Annotated in this window: 20 protein-coding genes and 1 tRNA gene; 13 read left to right on the top strand and 8 right to left on the bottom strand. The window is 68.8% G+C overall.

What is annotated here, in order from left to right:
• Positions 1 to 148: 148 nt before the first annotated feature.
• The 5 genes from D514_RS24310 to galU form a co-directional block, all read right to left on the bottom strand.
• Positions 149 to 862, bottom strand: a complete 714-nt coding sequence (locus D514_RS24310) for a GntR family transcriptional regulator (protein WP_031205543.1) — start codon at positions 860 to 862, stop codon at positions 149 to 151.
• Between the two features lie 143 nt (positions 863 to 1,005).
• A tRNA-Ala gene (locus D514_RS24315) sits at positions 1,006 to 1,078 on the bottom strand.
• Positions 1,079 to 1,130: 52 nt separating this feature from the next.
• Positions 1,131 to 1,976, bottom strand: coding sequence for a hypothetical protein (locus tag D514_RS24320; RefSeq protein WP_017828897.1), 846 nt, complete (start codon positions 1,974 to 1,976; stop codon positions 1,131 to 1,133).
• Between the two features lie 93 nt (positions 1,977 to 2,069).
• Complete coding sequence (locus tag D514_RS24325; protein WP_017828898.1) at positions 2,070 to 2,681, bottom strand: GNAT family N-acetyltransferase; 612 nt, start codon at positions 2,679 to 2,681, stop codon at positions 2,070 to 2,072.
• Between the two features lie 43 nt (positions 2,682 to 2,724).
• Positions 2,725 to 3,612: a UTP--glucose-1-phosphate uridylyltransferase GalU gene (galU, locus tag D514_RS24330; protein ID WP_031205546.1), complete on the bottom strand. Its 888-nt coding sequence runs from the start codon at positions 3,610 to 3,612 to the stop codon at positions 2,725 to 2,727.
• Positions 3,613 to 3,653: 41 nt separating this feature from the next.
• Between galU and D514_RS24335 the strand changes: the two genes are divergently transcribed.
• From D514_RS24335 to mscL, 3 genes are read left to right on the top strand one after another with little or no spacing between them, the layout of a single operon-like run.
• Positions 3,654 to 4,250 (top strand): 5-formyltetrahydrofolate cyclo-ligase, encoded by a 597-nt coding sequence (locus D514_RS24335; protein WP_017828900.1) that lies wholly within the window; start codon positions 3,654 to 3,656, stop codon positions 4,248 to 4,250.
• 14 nt (positions 4,251 to 4,264) lie between these two features.
• Positions 4,265 to 4,537, top strand: a complete 273-nt coding sequence (locus D514_RS24340; protein ID WP_017828901.1) for an FmdB family zinc ribbon protein — start codon at positions 4,265 to 4,267, stop codon at positions 4,535 to 4,537.
• A 24-nt stretch (positions 4,538 to 4,561) separates the two neighbouring features.
• Positions 4,562 to 4,984: a large conductance mechanosensitive channel protein MscL gene (gene mscL / locus D514_RS24345; protein WP_017828902.1), complete on the top strand. Its 423-nt coding sequence runs from the start codon at positions 4,562 to 4,564 to the stop codon at positions 4,982 to 4,984.
• 87 nt (positions 4,985 to 5,071) lie between these two features.
• Here the strand turns inward: mscL and D514_RS24350 are convergent, their stop codons facing one another.
• On the bottom strand, positions 5,072 to 5,278 hold the full coding sequence (locus tag D514_RS24350; protein WP_017828903.1) for a hypothetical protein: 207 nt from the start codon (positions 5,276 to 5,278) through the stop codon (positions 5,072 to 5,074).
• Complete coding sequence (locus D514_RS24355; RefSeq protein ID WP_236610946.1) at positions 5,271 to 8,951, bottom strand: AAA family ATPase; 3,681 nt, start codon at positions 8,949 to 8,951, stop codon at positions 5,271 to 5,273. Before D514_RS24355 ends, D514_RS24350 begins: the two co-directional genes overlap by 8 nt.
• A gap of 218 nt (positions 8,952 to 9,169) precedes the next feature.
• Between D514_RS24355 and D514_RS24360 the strand changes: the two genes are divergently transcribed.
• From D514_RS24360 to D514_RS24370, 3 genes are all read left to right on the top strand, one after another.
• The gene (locus D514_RS24360) at positions 9,170 to 9,697 is read left to right on the top strand and encodes a methylated-DNA--[protein]-cysteine S-methyltransferase (protein WP_017828905.1); all 528 of its coding nucleotides are present in this window, start codon (positions 9,170 to 9,172) and stop codon (positions 9,695 to 9,697) included.
• Positions 9,698 to 9,807: 110 nt separating this feature from the next.
• Entirely contained in the window at positions 9,808 to 10,665 is an 858-nt protein-coding gene (locus D514_RS24365; protein ID WP_017828906.1) for a LuxR C-terminal-related transcriptional regulator, read from the top strand.
• 94 nt (positions 10,666 to 10,759) lie between these two features.
• Positions 10,760 to 11,104: an Lsr2 family protein gene (locus D514_RS24370; protein WP_031205549.1), complete on the top strand. Its 345-nt coding sequence runs from the start codon at positions 10,760 to 10,762 to the stop codon at positions 11,102 to 11,104.
• Between the two features lie 48 nt (positions 11,105 to 11,152).
• Here the strand turns inward: D514_RS24370 and D514_RS24375 are convergent, their stop codons facing one another.
• On the bottom strand, positions 11,153 to 11,800 hold the full coding sequence (locus tag D514_RS24375) for a MarR family winged helix-turn-helix transcriptional regulator (RefSeq protein WP_081603847.1): 648 nt from the start codon (positions 11,798 to 11,800) through the stop codon (positions 11,153 to 11,155).
• Positions 11,801 to 11,888: 88 nt separating this feature from the next.
• Between D514_RS24375 and idi the strand changes: the two genes are divergently transcribed.
• The 7 genes from idi to D514_RS24410 are packed head-to-tail and all read left to right on the top strand — an operon-like array spanning position 11,889 to position 17,571.
• Positions 11,889 to 12,410, top strand: a complete 522-nt coding sequence (idi, locus tag D514_RS24380) for an isopentenyl-diphosphate Delta-isomerase (protein ID WP_017828907.1) — start codon at positions 11,889 to 11,891, stop codon at positions 12,408 to 12,410.
• Positions 12,411 to 12,413: 3 nt separating this feature from the next.
• Positions 12,414 to 13,496, top strand: coding sequence for a polyprenyl synthetase family protein (locus tag D514_RS24385; protein ID WP_017828908.1), 1,083 nt, complete (start codon positions 12,414 to 12,416; stop codon positions 13,494 to 13,496).
• Entirely contained in the window at positions 13,493 to 14,401 is a 909-nt protein-coding gene (locus D514_RS24390) for a squalene/phytoene synthase family protein (protein WP_017828909.1), read from the top strand. The genes D514_RS24385 and D514_RS24390 overlap by 4 nt, the downstream gene beginning before the upstream one ends.
• The gene (gene crtI / locus D514_RS24395; protein ID WP_017828910.1) at positions 14,398 to 15,999 is read left to right on the top strand and encodes a phytoene desaturase family protein; all 1,602 of its coding nucleotides are present in this window, start codon (positions 14,398 to 14,400) and stop codon (positions 15,997 to 15,999) included. Before D514_RS24390 ends, crtI begins: the two co-directional genes overlap by 4 nt.
• Positions 15,999 to 16,340, top strand: coding sequence for a lycopene cyclase domain-containing protein (locus tag D514_RS24400; protein WP_017828911.1), 342 nt, complete (start codon positions 15,999 to 16,001; stop codon positions 16,338 to 16,340). The genes crtI and D514_RS24400 overlap by 1 nt, the downstream gene beginning before the upstream one ends.
• On the top strand, positions 16,337 to 16,681 hold the full coding sequence (locus D514_RS24405) for a lycopene cyclase domain-containing protein (RefSeq protein WP_017828912.1): 345 nt from the start codon (positions 16,337 to 16,339) through the stop codon (positions 16,679 to 16,681). The genes D514_RS24400 and D514_RS24405 overlap by 4 nt, the downstream gene beginning before the upstream one ends.
• Positions 16,678 to 17,571 carry a prenyltransferase gene (locus D514_RS24410; protein ID WP_017828913.1) on the top strand — a complete coding sequence of 298 codons (894 nt, stop codon included), beginning with the start codon at positions 16,678 to 16,680 and terminating at the stop codon, positions 17,569 to 17,571. The genes D514_RS24405 and D514_RS24410 overlap by 4 nt, the downstream gene beginning before the upstream one ends.
• The last annotated feature ends 2 nt before the right edge of the window (positions 17,572 to 17,573 follow it).

Here is a 17,573-nt window from a genome sequence, read left to right on the forward strand (position 1 = left end):
TGAGAAGAGAAGAAATCGGACCCACCCAATCGACCGCCGCGAGATGTCCGGTGGGTGAACTCCGACCGACCTGCGCGTGTCATCGAGCGCCCGCACGAGGATCCGGGCGACCCGGTGCGCACAGTGGGCGCGTGCCGTCAGCGGGACTTCAGTCCTCGCCCGGAAGCGCGGCGGCGCCGAAGGCCTGCGCCTCGAATGAGATCGTGTGCGGGACGTAGCGGTCCTCGGCGCATTCGACGGGGCGGCCGTTCGCTGCGAAGGTCTCCCGTCGCACCTGGAGCAGGGGGCTTGATCGCCGCACACCGAGCAGGCGCGCATCCTCGGTGGCTGCGGCCACCGCCTCGATCCGGTGGTTTCCCGACGACACCACGATTCCGGCATCCGCGAGCACTCGTGTCGTGGAGACGACATCGTCGGGGACGCCGGTCACATGCGGCACAACCCAGGGCGCCCAGGTCGAGCGCTCCACCATCACGGCACGCTGGTCGAGGGTTCGGACCCGGGTGAAGGTGAGGACGTCGGCATCCGTCCGAATAGCCAGCAGACGCGCCTCCCGCGCCGTGGCCTTCCTCGTCGCACGTGCCACGATGAGACCGCCGGGTGCGCGACCGCGACCGCGGGCCCACTGTGTGAACGACCGCATCCGGTCGAATCCCTGCGGCTGGCTGGGCTGCACGAACCATCCTGAGCCCCGGTGCGACTCGACCAGCCCCTGCCGCGCCAGGGTGGCGAGCACGGTGCGGATCGTGCGTCGAGAGACGCCGTGGAGGGCGGCCAACTCCATCTCGCTGGGAAGCCCCGCTCCCCCGGCGTAGGTTCCGTCGAGGATCTGCCCGCGCAGACGGGCCAGCACCTCACTCATCGGAACGCATGCGAGCGCATCACGGCGTTGTCGAGCGGAAGGCTCCCGGGTTGCGACGGCACAGCTCACTCTAACGCCCGTGCGCCGTCACCCCGGAGATGACTGAAGCCCCCGGGCATGTGCCTGGGGGCTTCAGTGTTCGGTGGACCTAAGGGGATTCGAACCCCTGACCTCCTCGATGCGAACGAGGCGCGCTACCAACTGCGCCATAGGCCCGTGAACGACATCTACGCTATCACGACGGAGAAGCTGTTCGCGCCGCGAACGGTCATCCGGCGGCGCGGCGCGAGAGCAACTCGCGCACGTGCGCTTCGATCTCGGCGTCGTCGACGAAGCCCATCCGCGCATACGGCGACGAGGCCGCCGGCAGGGCCACCGGGGCCTCGGGCGCCATCTGCTCGGCACGCTCGCGCAGAGCAGCGACCCTGGCTGCCTTGCGACGCTGCTCCTGCGCCTCCAGCTGGGCCTGTGCGGCCTGCGCGCGGGATCCCGCCACCGAGACCAGGGGCTCCGGCAGCGGCCGCGGTGTCCACGTCGCCCGTCCCTGATCGTGCAGCTCCGGCGCGACGCGAGGAGCGGCAGGAGCGGAGACGACGTGCGTCGCTCGCGCGACCCGGCCGGCGACGGCGGCCATGCGCTGCAGCGCGACACCGGCGACGACGATCGCGGCACCGCCGAGCCAGAGCAGCAGCGCGCTTCCCGCGGCCAGCAGCTGCCACACACCGAGGCCGGCGAGCACGAGCCCGACGAGGAGAGTGCTGGTCGCCGCGACCCGCACACGTCGACGCGCGCGCGCACGACGGATCACGGGATCGGCTCGGGTGGCGGCGAGTTCTTCACGGAGCGCCTCGAGCTCGGCGGCCTCGCGTTCGGACTGCACGCGCTTGGCCAGCTTCTGCTGCGCGAGCGCGGTGCGCGCGTTCAACTCGAAGCGCACCTCACCGGGGGTCTCGCTCGTCTCTGCGAGCACGCGCAGGGCCTGGTTCAGCCGCACGGCGTTGCGTTCGGCGGCGTTGTACTGGAAGCGGCCGCGCCACGAAGGCAGCAGATAGAGCATCCAGAGCAGCACGGAGACGAGTACGATCACTCCCCCGCTCAGCACCGGCCCGTCCATACCGTCCACGCTAAGGGTTGCGAGCGGGCAGCGCCGTACACACGGGCGCGTGTCGCGGCGAGTCCGTGCGGATCCGCCGCCGGAGCACCCGTTTCAGTGCGAGATGCGGTCCGAGGGCGGCACCGTCGCGGCATCGGGCGGCACCTGGCCGCTGAGCCAACGCGCGAGCACACCCTGGGGCACGTCTTCTCTGGTCAGAGCGAACGCATAGTGGTCGCGCCAGTCGCCGTCGATGTGGATGTAGCGACGACGCAGTCCCTCGTAGCGGAACCCCAGCTTCTGCACGATGCGCAGACTCGCGGCGTTCTCCGGACGGATGCAGATCTCCATCCGGTGGAGCCCGTACTCGGTGAAGCACGCATCGGTGGCCATCGCGACCGCCGTCGGGGTGATCCCTCGACCGGCGAACCGCTCGCTCACCCAGTACCCGATCGTGGCCGAGCACAGGGACCCGCGCGAGACTCCCCACACGTTGAGCTGCCCGGCGACCTCGCCGTCGTACTCCATGACGAACGGGTAGCCCGAGCCGTCGCGATACTGCTGGAGCAGCCGGCGGATGCTGAGCCTCATGTCGAACGACACCGAGCCGTACGGGACCGTCGCCTCCCACGGCTGGAGCCACGACCTGTTGGCGAGCAGCTCATGCTGCAGCGGTCTCGCATCCTTGGCACGGACGAGCCGCAGTTCTATGGGTCCGTGTCGCATCCCCGCCGCCAGATCCATGCCGCACCGACCCCCGCAGAGTCGCCTAGAGGCGTTCCGCGAACTCCTTGAGCCAGGGGCGCAGCTCGGGACCGAGATCGTCCCGGTCTGCCGCGAGCTGCACGATCGCCTTGATGTAGTCGACGCGGTCGCCCGTGTCGTAGCGGCGTCCGCCGAAGATGACGCCGACGACGCCGGGGCCGTCGGGATCGGTCGCGAGCACCTGCAGCGCGTCGGTGAGCTGGATCTCGCCCCCCTTGCCCGGCTCGGTGTGCTCGAGGATGTCGAACACCGAGGCCGGAAGCACGTAGCGGCCGATCACGGCCAGGTTCGACGGTGCGTCTTCCTGGGCGGGCTTCTCGACGAGTCCGGTGACGCGGACGGCGTCGGATCCTTCGAGCGGCTCGACCGCGGCTGCACCGTACATGTGGATGTTGGCGGGGTCGACCTCCATGAGCGCGATCACGGCGGCGCCGGAGCGCTCGTGCTCGGCGATCATGTCGGTCAGCAGCGCGTCGCGCTCGTCGATGAGGTCGTCTCCGAGGAGCACAGCGAAGGAGCTGTCGCCGACGTGGGTGCGTGCACGAAGGACCGCGTGCCCGAGCCCCTTCGGTTCTCCCTGGCGGACGAAGTGGATGTCGGCGAGGTCGCTCGACTTCATCACACGCTCGAGACGCCCGGTGTCGCCCTTCTCCATGAGCCTGACCTCGAGCTCCGGCACGGAGTCGAAGTGGTTGGAGATGGCGTTCTTGTTGCGGCCGATGATGACGAGGATGTCGTCGATGCCGGCATTGGCCGCCTCTTCGACGACGTATTGGATCGCCGGCTTGTCGACGACGGGGAGCATCTCTTTCGGCATCGCCTTCGTCGCAGGGAGGAATCTCGTACCCAGGCCTGCTGCGGGAATGACGGCTTTGATCTTGTGGTCAGCCATCTTGCCAGCCTAGTGGTGAGCGCCGACGTAGACTCGGAGCCATGTCGAACGACGTCGAACATGCGAAGCGCGCACTCCGCGCCGAACTCCGCGAACGACGCCAGCTCCTCTCCGACACGCAGCGCGAAGCCGCGGCCACGGCCATCGGCGAACGCCTCGACGCCTTGGTCGACGAGCTCGGCGCCCGATCCATCTCGTGCTTCCTCTCCACCACCACCGAGCCGGGCACCCGCGAGTTCGTGACCAGGGCCGTGCGCCGCGGCATCCGCGTGCTCCTGCCCGTCACCCGCGCCGACGGGCTGCTGGACTGGGCTGTCGCCACTGATGACGACGAGGTCACCGAGGGACTCTTCGGCCTGCCTGAGCCCACCGGCGAGGTGCTGGGCCCGATCGCGGTGAACGACGTTGACCTGATGATCGTCCCCGCCGCGGCGGTCGATCGCACCGGCATGCGCATGGGGTGGGGACGCGGCTACTTCGACAAGACGATCGGCTCGATGGAGAAGTGCCCTCCCGTCTACGCCGTGATCTATGATTCCGAGGTACTCGACGAACTTCCGCGAGAGGTGCACGACCAGCCGGTGAACGGCGTCGTCACCCCGTCGCAGACCCTCACCCTGTCGCCACGCCGGCGCTGATCGCAAGGACCCCCATGCCCACCTACGCCTATGCCTGCACCGCGTGCGGACACACTTTCGACGCCGTGCAGAGCTTCGCCGACGACGCTCTCACCGTGTGCCCCGAGTGCGGTGGCGCGCTGCGCAAGCAGTACGGCTCGATCGGTGTGACCTTCAACGGCTCCGGCTTCTATCGCACGGACTCGCGCGCGAAATCCGGGGCTTCGAAGGATGGTTCGGCATCATCGAAGACGGAATCGACGACGAGCGCCAAACCGGCGGCTGCGTCGACTCCGGCCTCTTCCTGAGGCCCCGATCTGTTGGGGGATCCCATGCTCAAAGGTTTCAAGGACTTCCTGCTGCGCGGCAACGTCATCGACCTGGCCGTCGCTGTCGTCATCGGCACCGCATTCACCGCGATCGTCACGGCTGTCGTCAACAGCATCATCAATCCGCTCATCGCGCTCTTCCTGAAGGCGGATGCGGCAGGCCAGTTCGGCATCCAGGTCCCGAACATCTACGGAGAGATGGTGACGTTCCCGATCGGCGACCTGATCTCGGCGATCATCAGCTTCCTCGCCGTCGCCGCCGTCGTCTACTTCGTCTTCGTGCTGCCGATGAACACCTTCAAGGCCCGTGTCGAGGCTCGCAAGGGCACGCCGGCCGAGGAGCCCGAGGAGGAGCCGGCCGCATCGACCGAGTCCGAGCTGCTCGTCGAGATCCGCGATCTGCTCAAGGCACAGCGCGGGGCCTGAGAGCTTCCACTCGCACGACGAGACGCACGGTTCCTCTTCGGAGGGGCCGTGCGTTTCTCGTCGGCGGGCGCAGACCGAGACTCACGCTCAGTAGTGCGGCGGCACGTCCCGCATCAGCTGATCGTCGTTCGGCCCTCTGGCGCCCTTCGGCCGTGTCGGCGGAGGCGACACCTCGGCGGGGCCGGACTCCGGTTCGGGATCGCTTCCCGGCACCGGCGTGAGACGCGCACGTCGGGAGCCGGATACCCGCACCACGCGCTGGCGCGGTTCGGGGGTGTCGGGCTCGTCAGTCATTCCGGGGGTCGACGATGTCGATCGGCTGCGTGTCGTTCTCGGCACGCGGGGCGGAATCCGAGATGCCGAGCACCGCCGCGATCCGCGTCGCGACAGTCGCGGGGTCGCTGTAGAGATCGAAGGCGTGCACCCGCACGTAATGCCAGCCGAGGCGACGCAGCACATGCGGTCGCAGACGCAGGGTCTCCCGCAGCGATTCTCCTCGCGACTCCGGGTCGGACTCGATGACGACCGCCTTGCCGCCGTGCTGCGCGACCAGCGGGAGCAGCCCGCGATAGTCGACATCCACCGAGGCTCCGAGTCGCCGCAGCTCCCGTGCGAGGGCGAGCGTGAGCGGATCGGCGAGATCCTCCAGGCGGGCATCCCTGCTGCGCGCGGCCAGGCCGCCGAGGATCGACATCAGGGTCGCCGCTCCGTGCTCCAGGCGTCCGTCGTCGAAGGACGAGGGGCGGATCGACGACACGAGCACCATCGACCGGCGGGCCCTGGTCATCCCGACCGTGAGAAGTCGCTCTCCGTCCGGAGTGGAGAGGTCGCCGAAGTCGCTCAGGACGCGGCCGTGCTTGGTGAGCCCGAAACCCAGCGAGAAGATCACGCGGTCGCGGCTCTCGGCGACCGACTCCTCGAGGGTGAGCACCGCAAAGGGTTCGAGCGTGTCGCGCCCGACGAAGTCCGCCACATCCGAGCGTCCGGCGAACGCCGCGGTGACGGCGGCGCGCACGCGCTCGGCGTGACGAGCACTCGCGGTCACCACCATGAGGGACTCAGCCGGACGGTGCACGGCGTGCTCGACCACCAGGGTCACGACCCTGGCGACCTCGGCATCCGGACTCTCGACAGCGCCGGAGATCGGATCGGGCGTTCCCGTCCCGCCCTCCACGTAGTCGACCGTGAGGCTGCCACGACCGAGGTACGAGCCAGCCCAGGGAAGGGAGACGATCTCGCCGCCGTAGAACGCGTCGTTGATCAGTTCCGCGAGGTCCTCGCCGCCGGCGCGATAGCTGCGGGTCAGGGTCATCACCGGCAGGAGCTCGGAAAGGCGCTCGAAGGCCGAGACGTCGTCGAACGGCACCTCGGGCTCCCACGACTCCTCAGGATCCACCGCGATGCGGAAGGGAGTGGGGCGCTGCGTCACCGGGTCGCCGAACGCGACGATCTGGCGCGCGCGACGGATCGCCGGAGCGGCCTCCGCGAGGTTGATCGCTGCGGCGTCGACCAGGATCACGGTGTCGAACTCCACGGAGTCCGGAATCTCCGGGACGAGGTACGGCGACGAGATCCAGACCGGTGCGAGCACATCGACGAGGGTGGGCGCGGCACTGACGACCTGCGCGGTCGTGGTCGCGGACTGCGTCAGCGCACGGCGCAGGTGCTGCGACTGCTGAGGCTCGTCCACGATCGCGATCCGCCACTGGTTGGCCAGTTGCCAGGCGAGCAGCGGTCCGGCCATGGCGGCATGGGCCTCATCGACCAGGCGGAAGTCCCGTTCGAGACGGTCGACGACAGCGGTGTTCGCGCCGAGCAGCGCGCGGTTCTCCTGCAGGGCACGCTCGAGGAGGGACTGCCACCAGGCGAATTCGAGCTCCTCCCCCACCTGGGACTCCGCGACATGGCGCACCGAGAGTTCGGCGAGCAGCGGCTCCAGCCCGAGAAGGGCGAGCCGATCGCGCAGCTGAGCGCGCTCGACGAGATTCTCGAAGACATCGGACTTCGCAGCGAGCCCCGCGAGGGTGCGGACGAGTCGCGCGACCGGGAGCGAGGCCAACGGTTCGCGGCGCCCCAGTGCAGCATCGAGCTCGCTGAGCTCTGCCTCGACCCGCTGCCAGGCCGCGTACACATCGGCGAGACCGAGCGGAATCTCCGGCGCGACGCCGGCTTCGACGAAGCGCTGCCACTGCGTGCGCTGCGCCTGGATCCGCAGGAGCGCCTCGTGCATCTCGGTGACATGCACGCCGGGGCGCACGTATTCCTTGGCCAAGCGCCGCAACCGCCGCCTGTTCGCACCCGACAGACCAGGAGCGTCGCGACGCGAACCGTGCGCCTGGATGAGCTCACCCAGCGGACGCTCGAACACGGTCGGGCTGAAGCGGTCGAGGGAGTCGCGGATGCCCTGCAGCAGCCGCAGGTAGTCGCCCAGCTCGTCGATCGTCGCGAACGGGCGCATGTGCGTCTGGGCGATCAGCTCGTAGCCGCGCTCGAGGAGGGCCGGCACGCTGTCGGAGTGCAGGCGACCAGCGAGCTCATGAGCCGCACGAGCCGCTTCGGTGCTGGAGAAGGTCACCCCGTACCAGGGCGAGTCGTTCGGGCCGAAGCGGAACTCACCGAGACGGGCGGCCTGCGCGAGGGCCTCGGCGGCTTCGCTGCGATCGGCCGCGAGACGGCGCAGCGCATCGGGGCCCAGTCGAGCCGTGGTCGACGGCGGCACGGGGAGCGATGCCAGCCGCGTCAGCTGCCTGGTCGCATCGAGCACGGAGGCGTTCAGCCCGGCCACGGGCGCACTGAGCGCCTGGCGGTAGTCGCGAAGGACCGTGCGCAGGCGCACGAGCGCGTCGTCGACCTCGCTGACCTTGGGCGCCGTGGCCTTCTCGTTGCGTCCGATCGCCCTGACCAGGTCGCGCCGCACGCTCGCCGGCGAGATCGCCAGGCTGTCGAGCCCGATCCCGGCGAGTCGATGGCGCACGCCGTCCAGGGTGGAGCGACGGGCGGAGACGACGAGCACCCGCTTGCCGCCGCGCACCAGTTCGCCGAGCGCGTTGATGACGGTCTGCGTCCCGCCGGTACCCGGAAGAGTGGCCACGGTGAGGGAGTGCCCCGCCGCGATGCGGGCGAGCACCGCCTCCTGCTCCGCGTCGGCGTCGAGGAGGAGGTTGTCGGATGCCGGAGCGCGATCATCCGGGCCGATGTGGTGCGGGGTGGCGCGCGGGGCGGTGACCTGCTCGCGGTCGCCGACGTGGCCGGCGAGCGCGTTCAGAACCTGATGGTCGAGGCTGCCGCCGTCGCGCGACATCACCCCGGACACGTCGGCGAACGTCGAGACGACCAGGCGCGGCTCGACCGAGAAGGTGTCGATCGAGCGGGTCAGCGCGCGCAGACTGTCGATCACGGGCTGCGGCTTGAAGATGCCGCCGTCGTAGGCCAGCGCGGCGAGGGCTGCCGCATCGATCGTGAGGCCGAAGTGGTCACGCGCGATCCGCACGAGTTCCGGGTTCACCTCGAAGGTCCCCTGGAGCTTCAACTCGAAATCGGAGTGGTGGCGGCGGATGGCCAGCGGGCGCAGCAGCACGGGCGCGGCGAAACCCGCGCCGCCGATGCGCCACCGTGCGACACCGACCGCGAGATGCACCGCTTCGATGCCGCGGACCGTGCGCAGCTCGGTGTTCTTCGCCGTGATCCGCTCGGCGGCCAGTCGTGCCGTGCGCAGTCCGACCTCATCACGGAAGAGGTTCGACAGCAGCGTCGACTTCCCGGTGATGAACTGCGGCAGGCTGCCAGGGTGCGCCTTGGAGATGTCGATACCGGACTCCGGGGTGTCGCGGAAACTGACCAGCGGCGAGGGGCCGCCGAGATCGGCCGCTTCGGCCCTCAGACGCGTGCGCTCGGCCTCGGCCGCGTGCGCGATGTCGATGCCCGTCGTGGTCCCGTGCAGGTCGCCGATCGGCACAGCAGGGTCCACCGCTGTGTCGTCCGCAGACTTGCCTTCACGTCGCCACACACTGACACCCTAGGCGCGTGACCTGCGGAGGCGGGGTATCCCGGGCGGGTTTCCGCCGAATTTCCGCCGTCCGCAGGGCGACCTGCACTCCTCCTGCCCGGTGTGGTCACCGCTCGCGTTCTCCACCCGGAGCGGCCGGCGCAGGACTCCGAGTCGGATCGGGCGGTCAGGATGGGGGCATGACCTTCCGCTACGACTTCGCGCCGACGCCGTTCGGCGATGCTCTCGCGGTGTTCTCCGACGAGGGCATCGTGCGCTTCGACCTCTCCGAATCAGAAGACCCGCGCGTGCCCTGGCTGCTCGAAGGCGTCTCCCGGCAGCTGGGTGCGGTGCCCGAGCCCGACCCCGGTGCCGCCGACGAGCTCGCACACCTGCTCGCCGAGTACTTCGACGGCGAACCGGTGCGCTTCGAAGAGCACATCCGGCTCGACTGGCGACTCGTCGACGGGTTCGCTCTGACCGCGCTGCAGACGATCTGCGACATCGGGTGGGGAGAGACGATGAGCTACGGCGAGGTCGCGGTGCTCGCCGGGCACCCCGGGGCAGCGCGCGCGGTGGGCACGGCGTGCCGCATCACCCCGTTCTCGATCATCGTGCCGGTGCATCGCGTCGTGCGCTCCGACGGGAGCGCTGGTCAATACGGCGCGCACCCCGAACGCAAGCGGTTCCTGCTCGACCTCGAGGCGAGCGGAGCCGTCGGCCGCTGATCTCGTGGGCCCGGCGTGTAGGCCGCCGGGCCCACGCGCATCGTGGTGCGAGTGATATCGTCGACGCTACGAAACGGGGAACTGCGTCGTCACCCCGGAAGTAGGTAGTCGTGTCCTCACCCGTCACCCGCGAATCCGAGGCGGATCTCATCGCCAATGCGGTGCGCGAGCTTGCCAGGCGCACGCGCTTCCCGGTCGCTTTCGGCGGCCTCATCGAAGAAGGCGTCGTGAGCGTCACCAGCATCGTCGGTGCGCGCACCCGATCACTGGACGGTCTGCGCGTGCGGCCGGAACGTGGACTGGGCGGACGGGCGATGATGGAGCTGCGCCCCCGGATGACGAGCGACTACGGGTCCTCGCAGCAGATCACGCACGACTACGACGTCTTCGTCCTGGGTGAGGGACTGCGCACCCTTCTCGCCCTTCCGATCGTCGTCCAGGGTCGTTCTCGCGGCGTGCTCTACGCAGGAGGTTGGGATGAGGAGCGGGTCGGCGGGGTGACCACGGCTCCCGCCATGCAGGTCGCGCAGTCCGTCGCCGACGAACTGCGCATCCGCGACGAGGTGCAGCGACGGATGCAGGAGGCGCCCCTCGGCGTCGACAGCGTCGCACCGGCGCACCGGGAGGAACTGCGTCAGAGCTTCGCGGAACTTCGCAGCATCGCCGCCTCCGTCGACGACGTCGATATCCGCGCGAGGATCGCGCACGTCGAACGCCGACTCATGACGCTCGCGGGGAGCACCTCCGCGCCGGCGACAGGCCCCATCCCCACGGTCCGCCTCTCCCCCCGAGAGACCGATGTGCTCGCGTGCGCGGCGCTCGGCTCGACGAACGCGGAGATCGCCGCGCAACTCGGCCTGCGCGAAGGCACGATAAAGGCGTACCTCGGAACCGCGATGTCGAAGCTCGATGCCTCCACGCGCCATGCGGCTGTCACCAGGGCGCGACGAGCGGGACTTCTTCCCTGACCACAGGGAATTGATTTATTGCTTCGCGTGAATTCCATTGCGCTAATGATTGTTCCGACTTGTCGCATTTCGCCCTGACGGGTAAAGTCCCCGTATGGCAAGACGAATTGTGCATCAGCTGGTAGACGACATCGACGGCAGCGTCCTGGAGGTCGGCGAGGGCGAGACTGTGCATTTCTCGCTCAACGGCGCCGCTTATGAGATCGACTTGAACTCCGCGCACGCCGATGAATTGCGTAAGGCCCTCGAGCCTTACGTGACTGCGGGGCGAAAGGCTGGCTCCTCGAGCGCTCCTCGCACCTCCGCGGCTCGGAAGCGGCCCGCGCGGAACCCCGAGGTCGCTGCCATCCGCGCCTGGGCGAACGAGAATGGGCACAAGCTCTCCGAGCGTGGTCGCATTCCCGCACAGGTCGTGGACGCATACAACGCGGCACACTGACCTCGGTCGCAATTACGCAGCTCTTCCGCCTGCACCGGCAGGCGGGTATTAAGCGCCTCCCTGCAACCAGGGTTCGTCGCGGAGCGTGATCTCTTCTGTCATATCCATGAGGAATCGGATCACGACTTCCCTTTCGGCAGGCGCGAGTCGGGCGGCGGAATAGAAGCGCTTAGCCTGCTGCCGTCCGACGGTTTCCATCGCGGCATGACGCGTCTGTGCAGTGATGTTGATCTGCAGCGCCCTGCGATCGGTCGGGTGCGGGGCACGCGTGATATGCCCTCCCTGTTCCAGACGATCGAGAAGCTTGGTGGTCGCCGCGGTCGAGACACCGAGGTGATGCGCGATCCCTCCGGGCGTCGCCACCAGGTTCCGGTTCGCGCACACGATCAGATAGTGCAGCGCGCGCATGTCGGTCTCGTTCAGGCGCATGTATCGACGCGATGCCTGGGAGAGCGTCTGCTCCGCCTCGCGCAGTCCGGCGAGCGCCTCCATGACTCTCGAGATCTGCTTGAGCTCCTCCGGCGAGACGCCGGTCCGGTCGATCAGGACACTGCGAGGATCGCTCGCCTCGACGTCGTAGATGGCCGAATGGGTCAACCCGTCCGGGGCCGCCCCGGATGACCGCGATCCTTCGCCTGCGACGGGGAGCGAATCCTGCGCGCCCGCGTGCGGGGTGGTGCCGGGCTCCGTGTCCATGCGATCATGTTACACACCAACAGTTTCATGCTAAGTTGACTACTCACCAAGTTAGCTAAATGGAGAAGCTTCAGAACAGGGAGATGCCATGGACGACGTGACCCTCCTCGCGGAAGACGGGACGGCCATCGGCACCCTTCCCAAGAGCGAAGTCCATACCCACGACACACCCCTGCACCTCGCCTTCTCGTGCTACGTCCTCGACCGCGAAGGACGACTGCTGCTGACGCGCCGAGCACTCTCGAAGAAGACCTGGCCCGGCGTCTGGACGAACAGCTTCTGCGGGCACCCTCGGCCCGACGAGGCGATGTCCGATGCTGTGCGTCGACACGGCGCCGGCGAACTCGGCCTGCAGCTCTCCGAGATCCGGGTGGCCCTCCCCGATTACCGATACCGCGCGGTGGATGCCAGCGGAATCGTCGAGAACGAGATCTGCCCCGTGCACGTCGCGGTCTTCGACGGCGAACCCGCCGCCAACCCCGACGAGGTGTCCGAATGGACGTGGGTCGCCGTCGGTCCGCTCGTCGAGGCCGTCACGCATGCACCCTTCGCCTTCAGTCCCTGGCTGGTCGAGCAGCTCCCGCTGCTGCGGCGGCTCGGCGAGGTGTGAGAGATGAGCACGACGACGACGGAAGAATCGCTGGGGACACGGATCGAGCAGGCGCTGCGACACCGCTTCTCCGAGCGGAGCGCGGCCGCCGAACGGTACGGGAGCGAGTTCGCAGGACTGTGGCAGGCGGCTGAGGAGCACGCTCTCGGCGGAAAGCTCATCCGCCCGCGTCTGCTCCTGGACCTCGCGTGTGCTTTGGCCCCCGCCCCGCTGACCGCCGACGAGATGCGCTCCGCCATCGATGTCGCGGCCCATGTCGAGCTCCTCCACTTCGCCTTCCTCCTGCACGACGACGTCATCGACGGCGATCTGATGCGGCGACGGCGCCCGAATCTGATCGGTGCGCTCGTCGCAGGACGCCCGGCGGGTCCGACCGAACCCGCCCTCCACTGGGCGCGATCGAGCGCGATCCTCCTCGGAGACCTGCTGCTGTCGTCGGCGGTGCTGGGATTCGCGCGTGCGGGTGTCACGGACGAGGCCCGCGAGCGTCTGCTCGGCCTGCTCGAGGAGACGATCTTCGAGACCGTCGCCGGTGAGCACGCCGATGTCGCACTCAGCGACGGCATCATCACCCCCGATCTGCGGACGATCCTCTCCACGAGCGCGTACAAGACCTCGACGTACTCCTTCGTACTCCCGCTGCGCGCCGCCGCGGTGCTCGTCGGCTCGTCGAACGCGGCGGAAGACCACCTCGCCGTGATCGGCCGGCACCTCGGCCTCGCCTATCAGTTGCAGGACGACCTGCTCTCGGTGTTCGGCGACCCCGAGGAGCACGGCAAGGACCCGTTCTCCGATCTGCGGGAGGGCAAGGAGACCGCGATCATCGCCTACGCGCGCATGACCAGCCAGTGGGACGGAATCGAGCTGCACTTCGGCAGAGCCGACCTCAGCCCCACGGACGGAGCAGCTGCCCGCGATCGACTGCGCGAATGCGGCTCGGAGAGCTTCGTGCGCGGCCTGGTGCGGGAGCACCTCGAGTCGGCGGACGCTGCCCTGCGCGAGGCAGAGGGCGCCGGGCTGCTCCCGGCAGCGGCAGGCGATGCCATCCGCGCACTCGCCTCCCGAGTCGGAAGCCGCAGCCGATGACCGCGAACTCGGCCGGCCACCGCGACGACACCGCCCTTCGACGCTTCAACCGCACGGCGGAGATCGCGACGACAGATGTGATCCGCACCTATTCGACGTCGTTCGGGCTCGCCACCCGTCTTCTCGGAAAGCGCCATCGCCAGCACGTGCGCAACATCTACGCCATGGTGCGCATCGCCGATGAGATCGTCGACGGCGTCGCCGCCGAAGCAGGTCTGGACGTCGCCGCGCAATCGGCCGCCCTCGATTCCTACATCGCCGAGACTCATCGATCGATGCGTAGCGGCTACAGCAGCGACCTGATCCTGCATGCGTTCGCGCGGACCGCACGGGAGTGCGGGATCGGCGAGGACCTGACACAGCCGTTCTTCGATTCGATGCGCGCGGACATCGAGGAGGACGCCGGATTCGCCGCGTACGACATCGACGCCCATGCGGCGTACGTCTACGGCTCTGCCGAGGTCGTGGGTCTCATGTGTCTGCAGGTCTTCCTGCGCGGGGTCGAGCGCACCCCCGAAGAGATCGAGACCCTGCGCCACGGTGCACGCCAGCTCGGTGCGGCGTTCCAGAACGTGAACTTCCTCCGAGACCTCGCGGATGACACCGACCGACTCCACCGCGGCTACCTCGGCGGGACCGCGCGTCTGACGGATGCCGATCGGGACGCATGGGTTGCGACCGTGTTCCGGCAGCTGTCCGACGCCCGCGCCACTATCCCTCTGCTGCCGAAGGACGCCCGTGCGGCGGTGCGCAGCGCCCTGGCTCTGTTCGCCGCGCTCACCCGACGCGTGTCCCAGACACCTGCCGACGTCCTCTATCGACGCCGCGTGCGCGTTCCCGATCCGATCAAGGCCGCACTCGCCACCCGTGCCGTCCTCACCACGGCGATGGAGCGCGACCGATGAGCCGGGTCGTGGTCATCGGTGCAGGAGTCGCCGGTCTCGCGACAGCGGGCCTGCTCGCTCGGGACGGACACGAAGTGGTCGTGCTCGAGAAGAACGACCGCGTCGGCGGACGCGCAGGGACGATCGAGCGCGACGGCTTCCGTTTCGACTCCGGCCCCTCGTGGTACCTCATGCCCGAGGTCTTCGACCACTTCTTCGCGATGATGGGCACCTCGACCGCGGAGCAGCTCGACCTCATCCGCCTCGACCCGGGCTACCGGGTGTTCCGCGCCCCCGACGGGACGGATGCCGACCGCTCCCCCGTGACGGTGCCCGCCGGACGCGAGCAGGTCACCCGGCTCTTCGAAGAGCTGGAGCCCGGCTCGACAGCGGAGCTCGACTCCTACCTCGACTCCGCGCAGCATGCCGGAGCGATGGCGCAGAAGTACTTCCTCTACAACCCGTTCACCCGTATGCGCTCGCTCCTCGCCCCGGAGGTGCTCCGGGCACTGCCTCGCCTCGCCACCCTGCTCGGAACGCGGCTGCAGTCCTTCGCTGCCCGACGCTTCACGCACCCGGTGGTGCGCCAGATCCTCGGCTACCCCGCGGTGTTCCTCGGAACCGACCCCCGAAGCGCGCCGGCGATGTACCACCTCATGAGCGCGCTCGATCTCGACCAGGGCGTCAGCTACCCGCAGGGCGGTTTCTGGCGTGTGATCGAGCGGATCGAGGCGCTGGCCCTCGAGGCGGGGGCACGGATCATCACCGAGGCGAACGTCACGGGAATCCGTACGCAGGACGGCGCCGACGGCACCCGTGTGACGGGTGTCGGCTGGGTCGACGGTGCCGGCTCATCGCACATCGAGAGCGCCGATGTGGTGGTCTCCGCGGCCGACCTGCACCACACCGAGACCACTCTGCTCCCGCCCTCGCTGCAGACCTACCCCGAGTCGTGGTGGGCGCGACGCACCAGCGGACCGGGCGGCGTGCTCGTGATGCTCGGCGTGCGCGGCGCGCTCCCCGAGCTCCCGCACCACTCCCTGTTCTTCACCGACGACTGGGACGCGAACTTCGACGCGATCTTCGGGGCCGCCCCGACGGTGCCGGACCCGGCGTCGATCTACGTGTGCCGCCCCAGCGCCACGGACCCCGAGGTCGCGCCCGCCGACCACGAGAACCTGTTCGTGCTGATCCCGGTACCCGCGGACGTCGATCTCGGACACGGTGGACCCGACGGAGAGGGATCACCTGCGATCGAACGCGCAGCGGACGCGGCGATCGATCAGGTCGCGACCTGGGCAGGGATCCCCGATCTCCGCGACCGCATCGTGGTGCGCGAGACGAAGGGTCCCGCCGACTTCCGCGACGACTACCACTCCTGGCACGGCGGCATGCTGGGGCCCGCGCACATCCTCTCGCAGAGCGCGATGTTCCGTGCTCAGAACACGTCGAAGCGCGTGCAGGGTCTGTTCTACGCGGGTGCCACCACCGCGCCGGGTGTCGGTGTCCCGATGTGCCTGATCAGTGCGGAGATCGTCCTCAAGCGCATCCGCGGCGATCACTCCCCCGGTCCGCTCCCCGTCCCCCGCACCTCACCCGCGGGGACAGAGGCGTCCTGATGGGAGTGGTGTACCTGGCGGCCCTTCTCCTGTCGCTGGGCTGCATGCTGCTGCTGGACTGGCGATTTCGACTCTTCTTCTGGCGCGATGCGGTCTCGGCTGCGGTGGTGACGGCCGTCGGTCTGGTCTTCTTCCTGGTCTGGGACGTCGCCGGCATCGCCAACGGGATCTTCTTCCGGGGCGACGGCATGATCGCGACGGGAGTGGTGCTCGCGCCTGAGCTGCCCATCGAGGAACCGGTCTTCCTGCTGTTCCTCGTGGTGTGCACCATGATCATCTACACCGGAGCAGAACGGGTGCTGACGCGTCGCCGCGAGCAGGCGAAGGGCGGCGGGTCATGACCTATATCCAGCTCTCCGCGTGCTTCGTCGCCGTCGCCGTCCTCGGCGGCATCGGATTCGCGCTCGCATCGCGCGGAAAGGGTCCGCGACCGCTCGCCGTCGTGCTGACCGTGATCGTGCTGTTCCTGCTCACCGCGGCCTTCGACACCGCGATGATCGCAAGCGGTCTCTTCCACTACGCGCAGGACCCGCTGCTCGGGGTGCACATCGGACTGGCTCCCATCGAGGACTTCGCGTACCCCCTGGCGGGCGCGCTGCTGCTTCCGGCGCTGTGGACGGCGATGCGCGCCCGGCGGCGAGTGAAGGATCGTCGAACGCTCGAACAGGAGGAACGACGATGAGCACTGCCGCAGCCCCGTCGAACAGCATCGGACGCGACATCGCCCAGATCGTGCTGTCGTCGCGTCCGATCAGCTGGATCAACACGGCCTTCCCGTTCGCCGCCGCGTATCTGCTCAGCACACGCGAGATCGATCTGACACTCGTGATCGGCACGCTGTACTTCCTCATCCCCTACAACCTGGCGATGTACGGGATCAACGACGTCTTCGACTACGCCTCCGACCTCGCGAACCCTCGCAAGGGCGGGATCGAGGGAGCCCTCCTCGCACCCCGCATGCACCGGACGACGCTCTGGGCGGCGGCGGTGACGAACATCCCCTTCCTCGTCTACCTCGTGATCGTCGGGAATCCGGCGTCCTGGCTCTGGCTGGCGGTCAGCGTGTTCGCCGTGATCGCCTACTCCGCCCCCGTCCTGCGCTTCAAAGAGCGCCCGTTCCTCGATTCCGTCACCTCGAGCACCCACTTCGTGAGCCCTGCCATCGTCGGCCTCGCCCTCGCCGGGGCACCGGCGACCGCGGCCACGGTCATCACGCTCAGCGCCTTCTTCCTCTGGGGCATGGCCGCACACGCCTTCGGCGCCGTGCAGGACATCGGGCCCGATCGGGAGGCCGGGATCTCGTCGATCGCCACCGTCATCGGAGCGCGCGCGACCGTGCGCCTGTCTCTCTCCCTGTGGGTGATCGCAGGCGCTGCCATGCTTCTGACGCCCTGGCCGGGCCCGCTCGCCGCGGCCCTGGCCGTGCCCTACGTCGTGAACGCGGCTCGGTGGTGGAACGTGACCGATGAGACCTCCGGCTCGACGAACCGCGCCTGGCGACGTTTCATCGCCCTGAACTACTTCGCCGGTTTCCTCGCCACGATGATCCTCATCCTCGCGTGGATCTCCTGACC

The sequence above is a fragment of the Microbacterium sp. UCD-TDU genome, assembly GCF_000340625.1.
Classification (GTDB): Bacteria; Actinomycetota; Actinomycetes; order Actinomycetales; family Microbacteriaceae; genus Microbacterium; species Microbacterium maritypicum.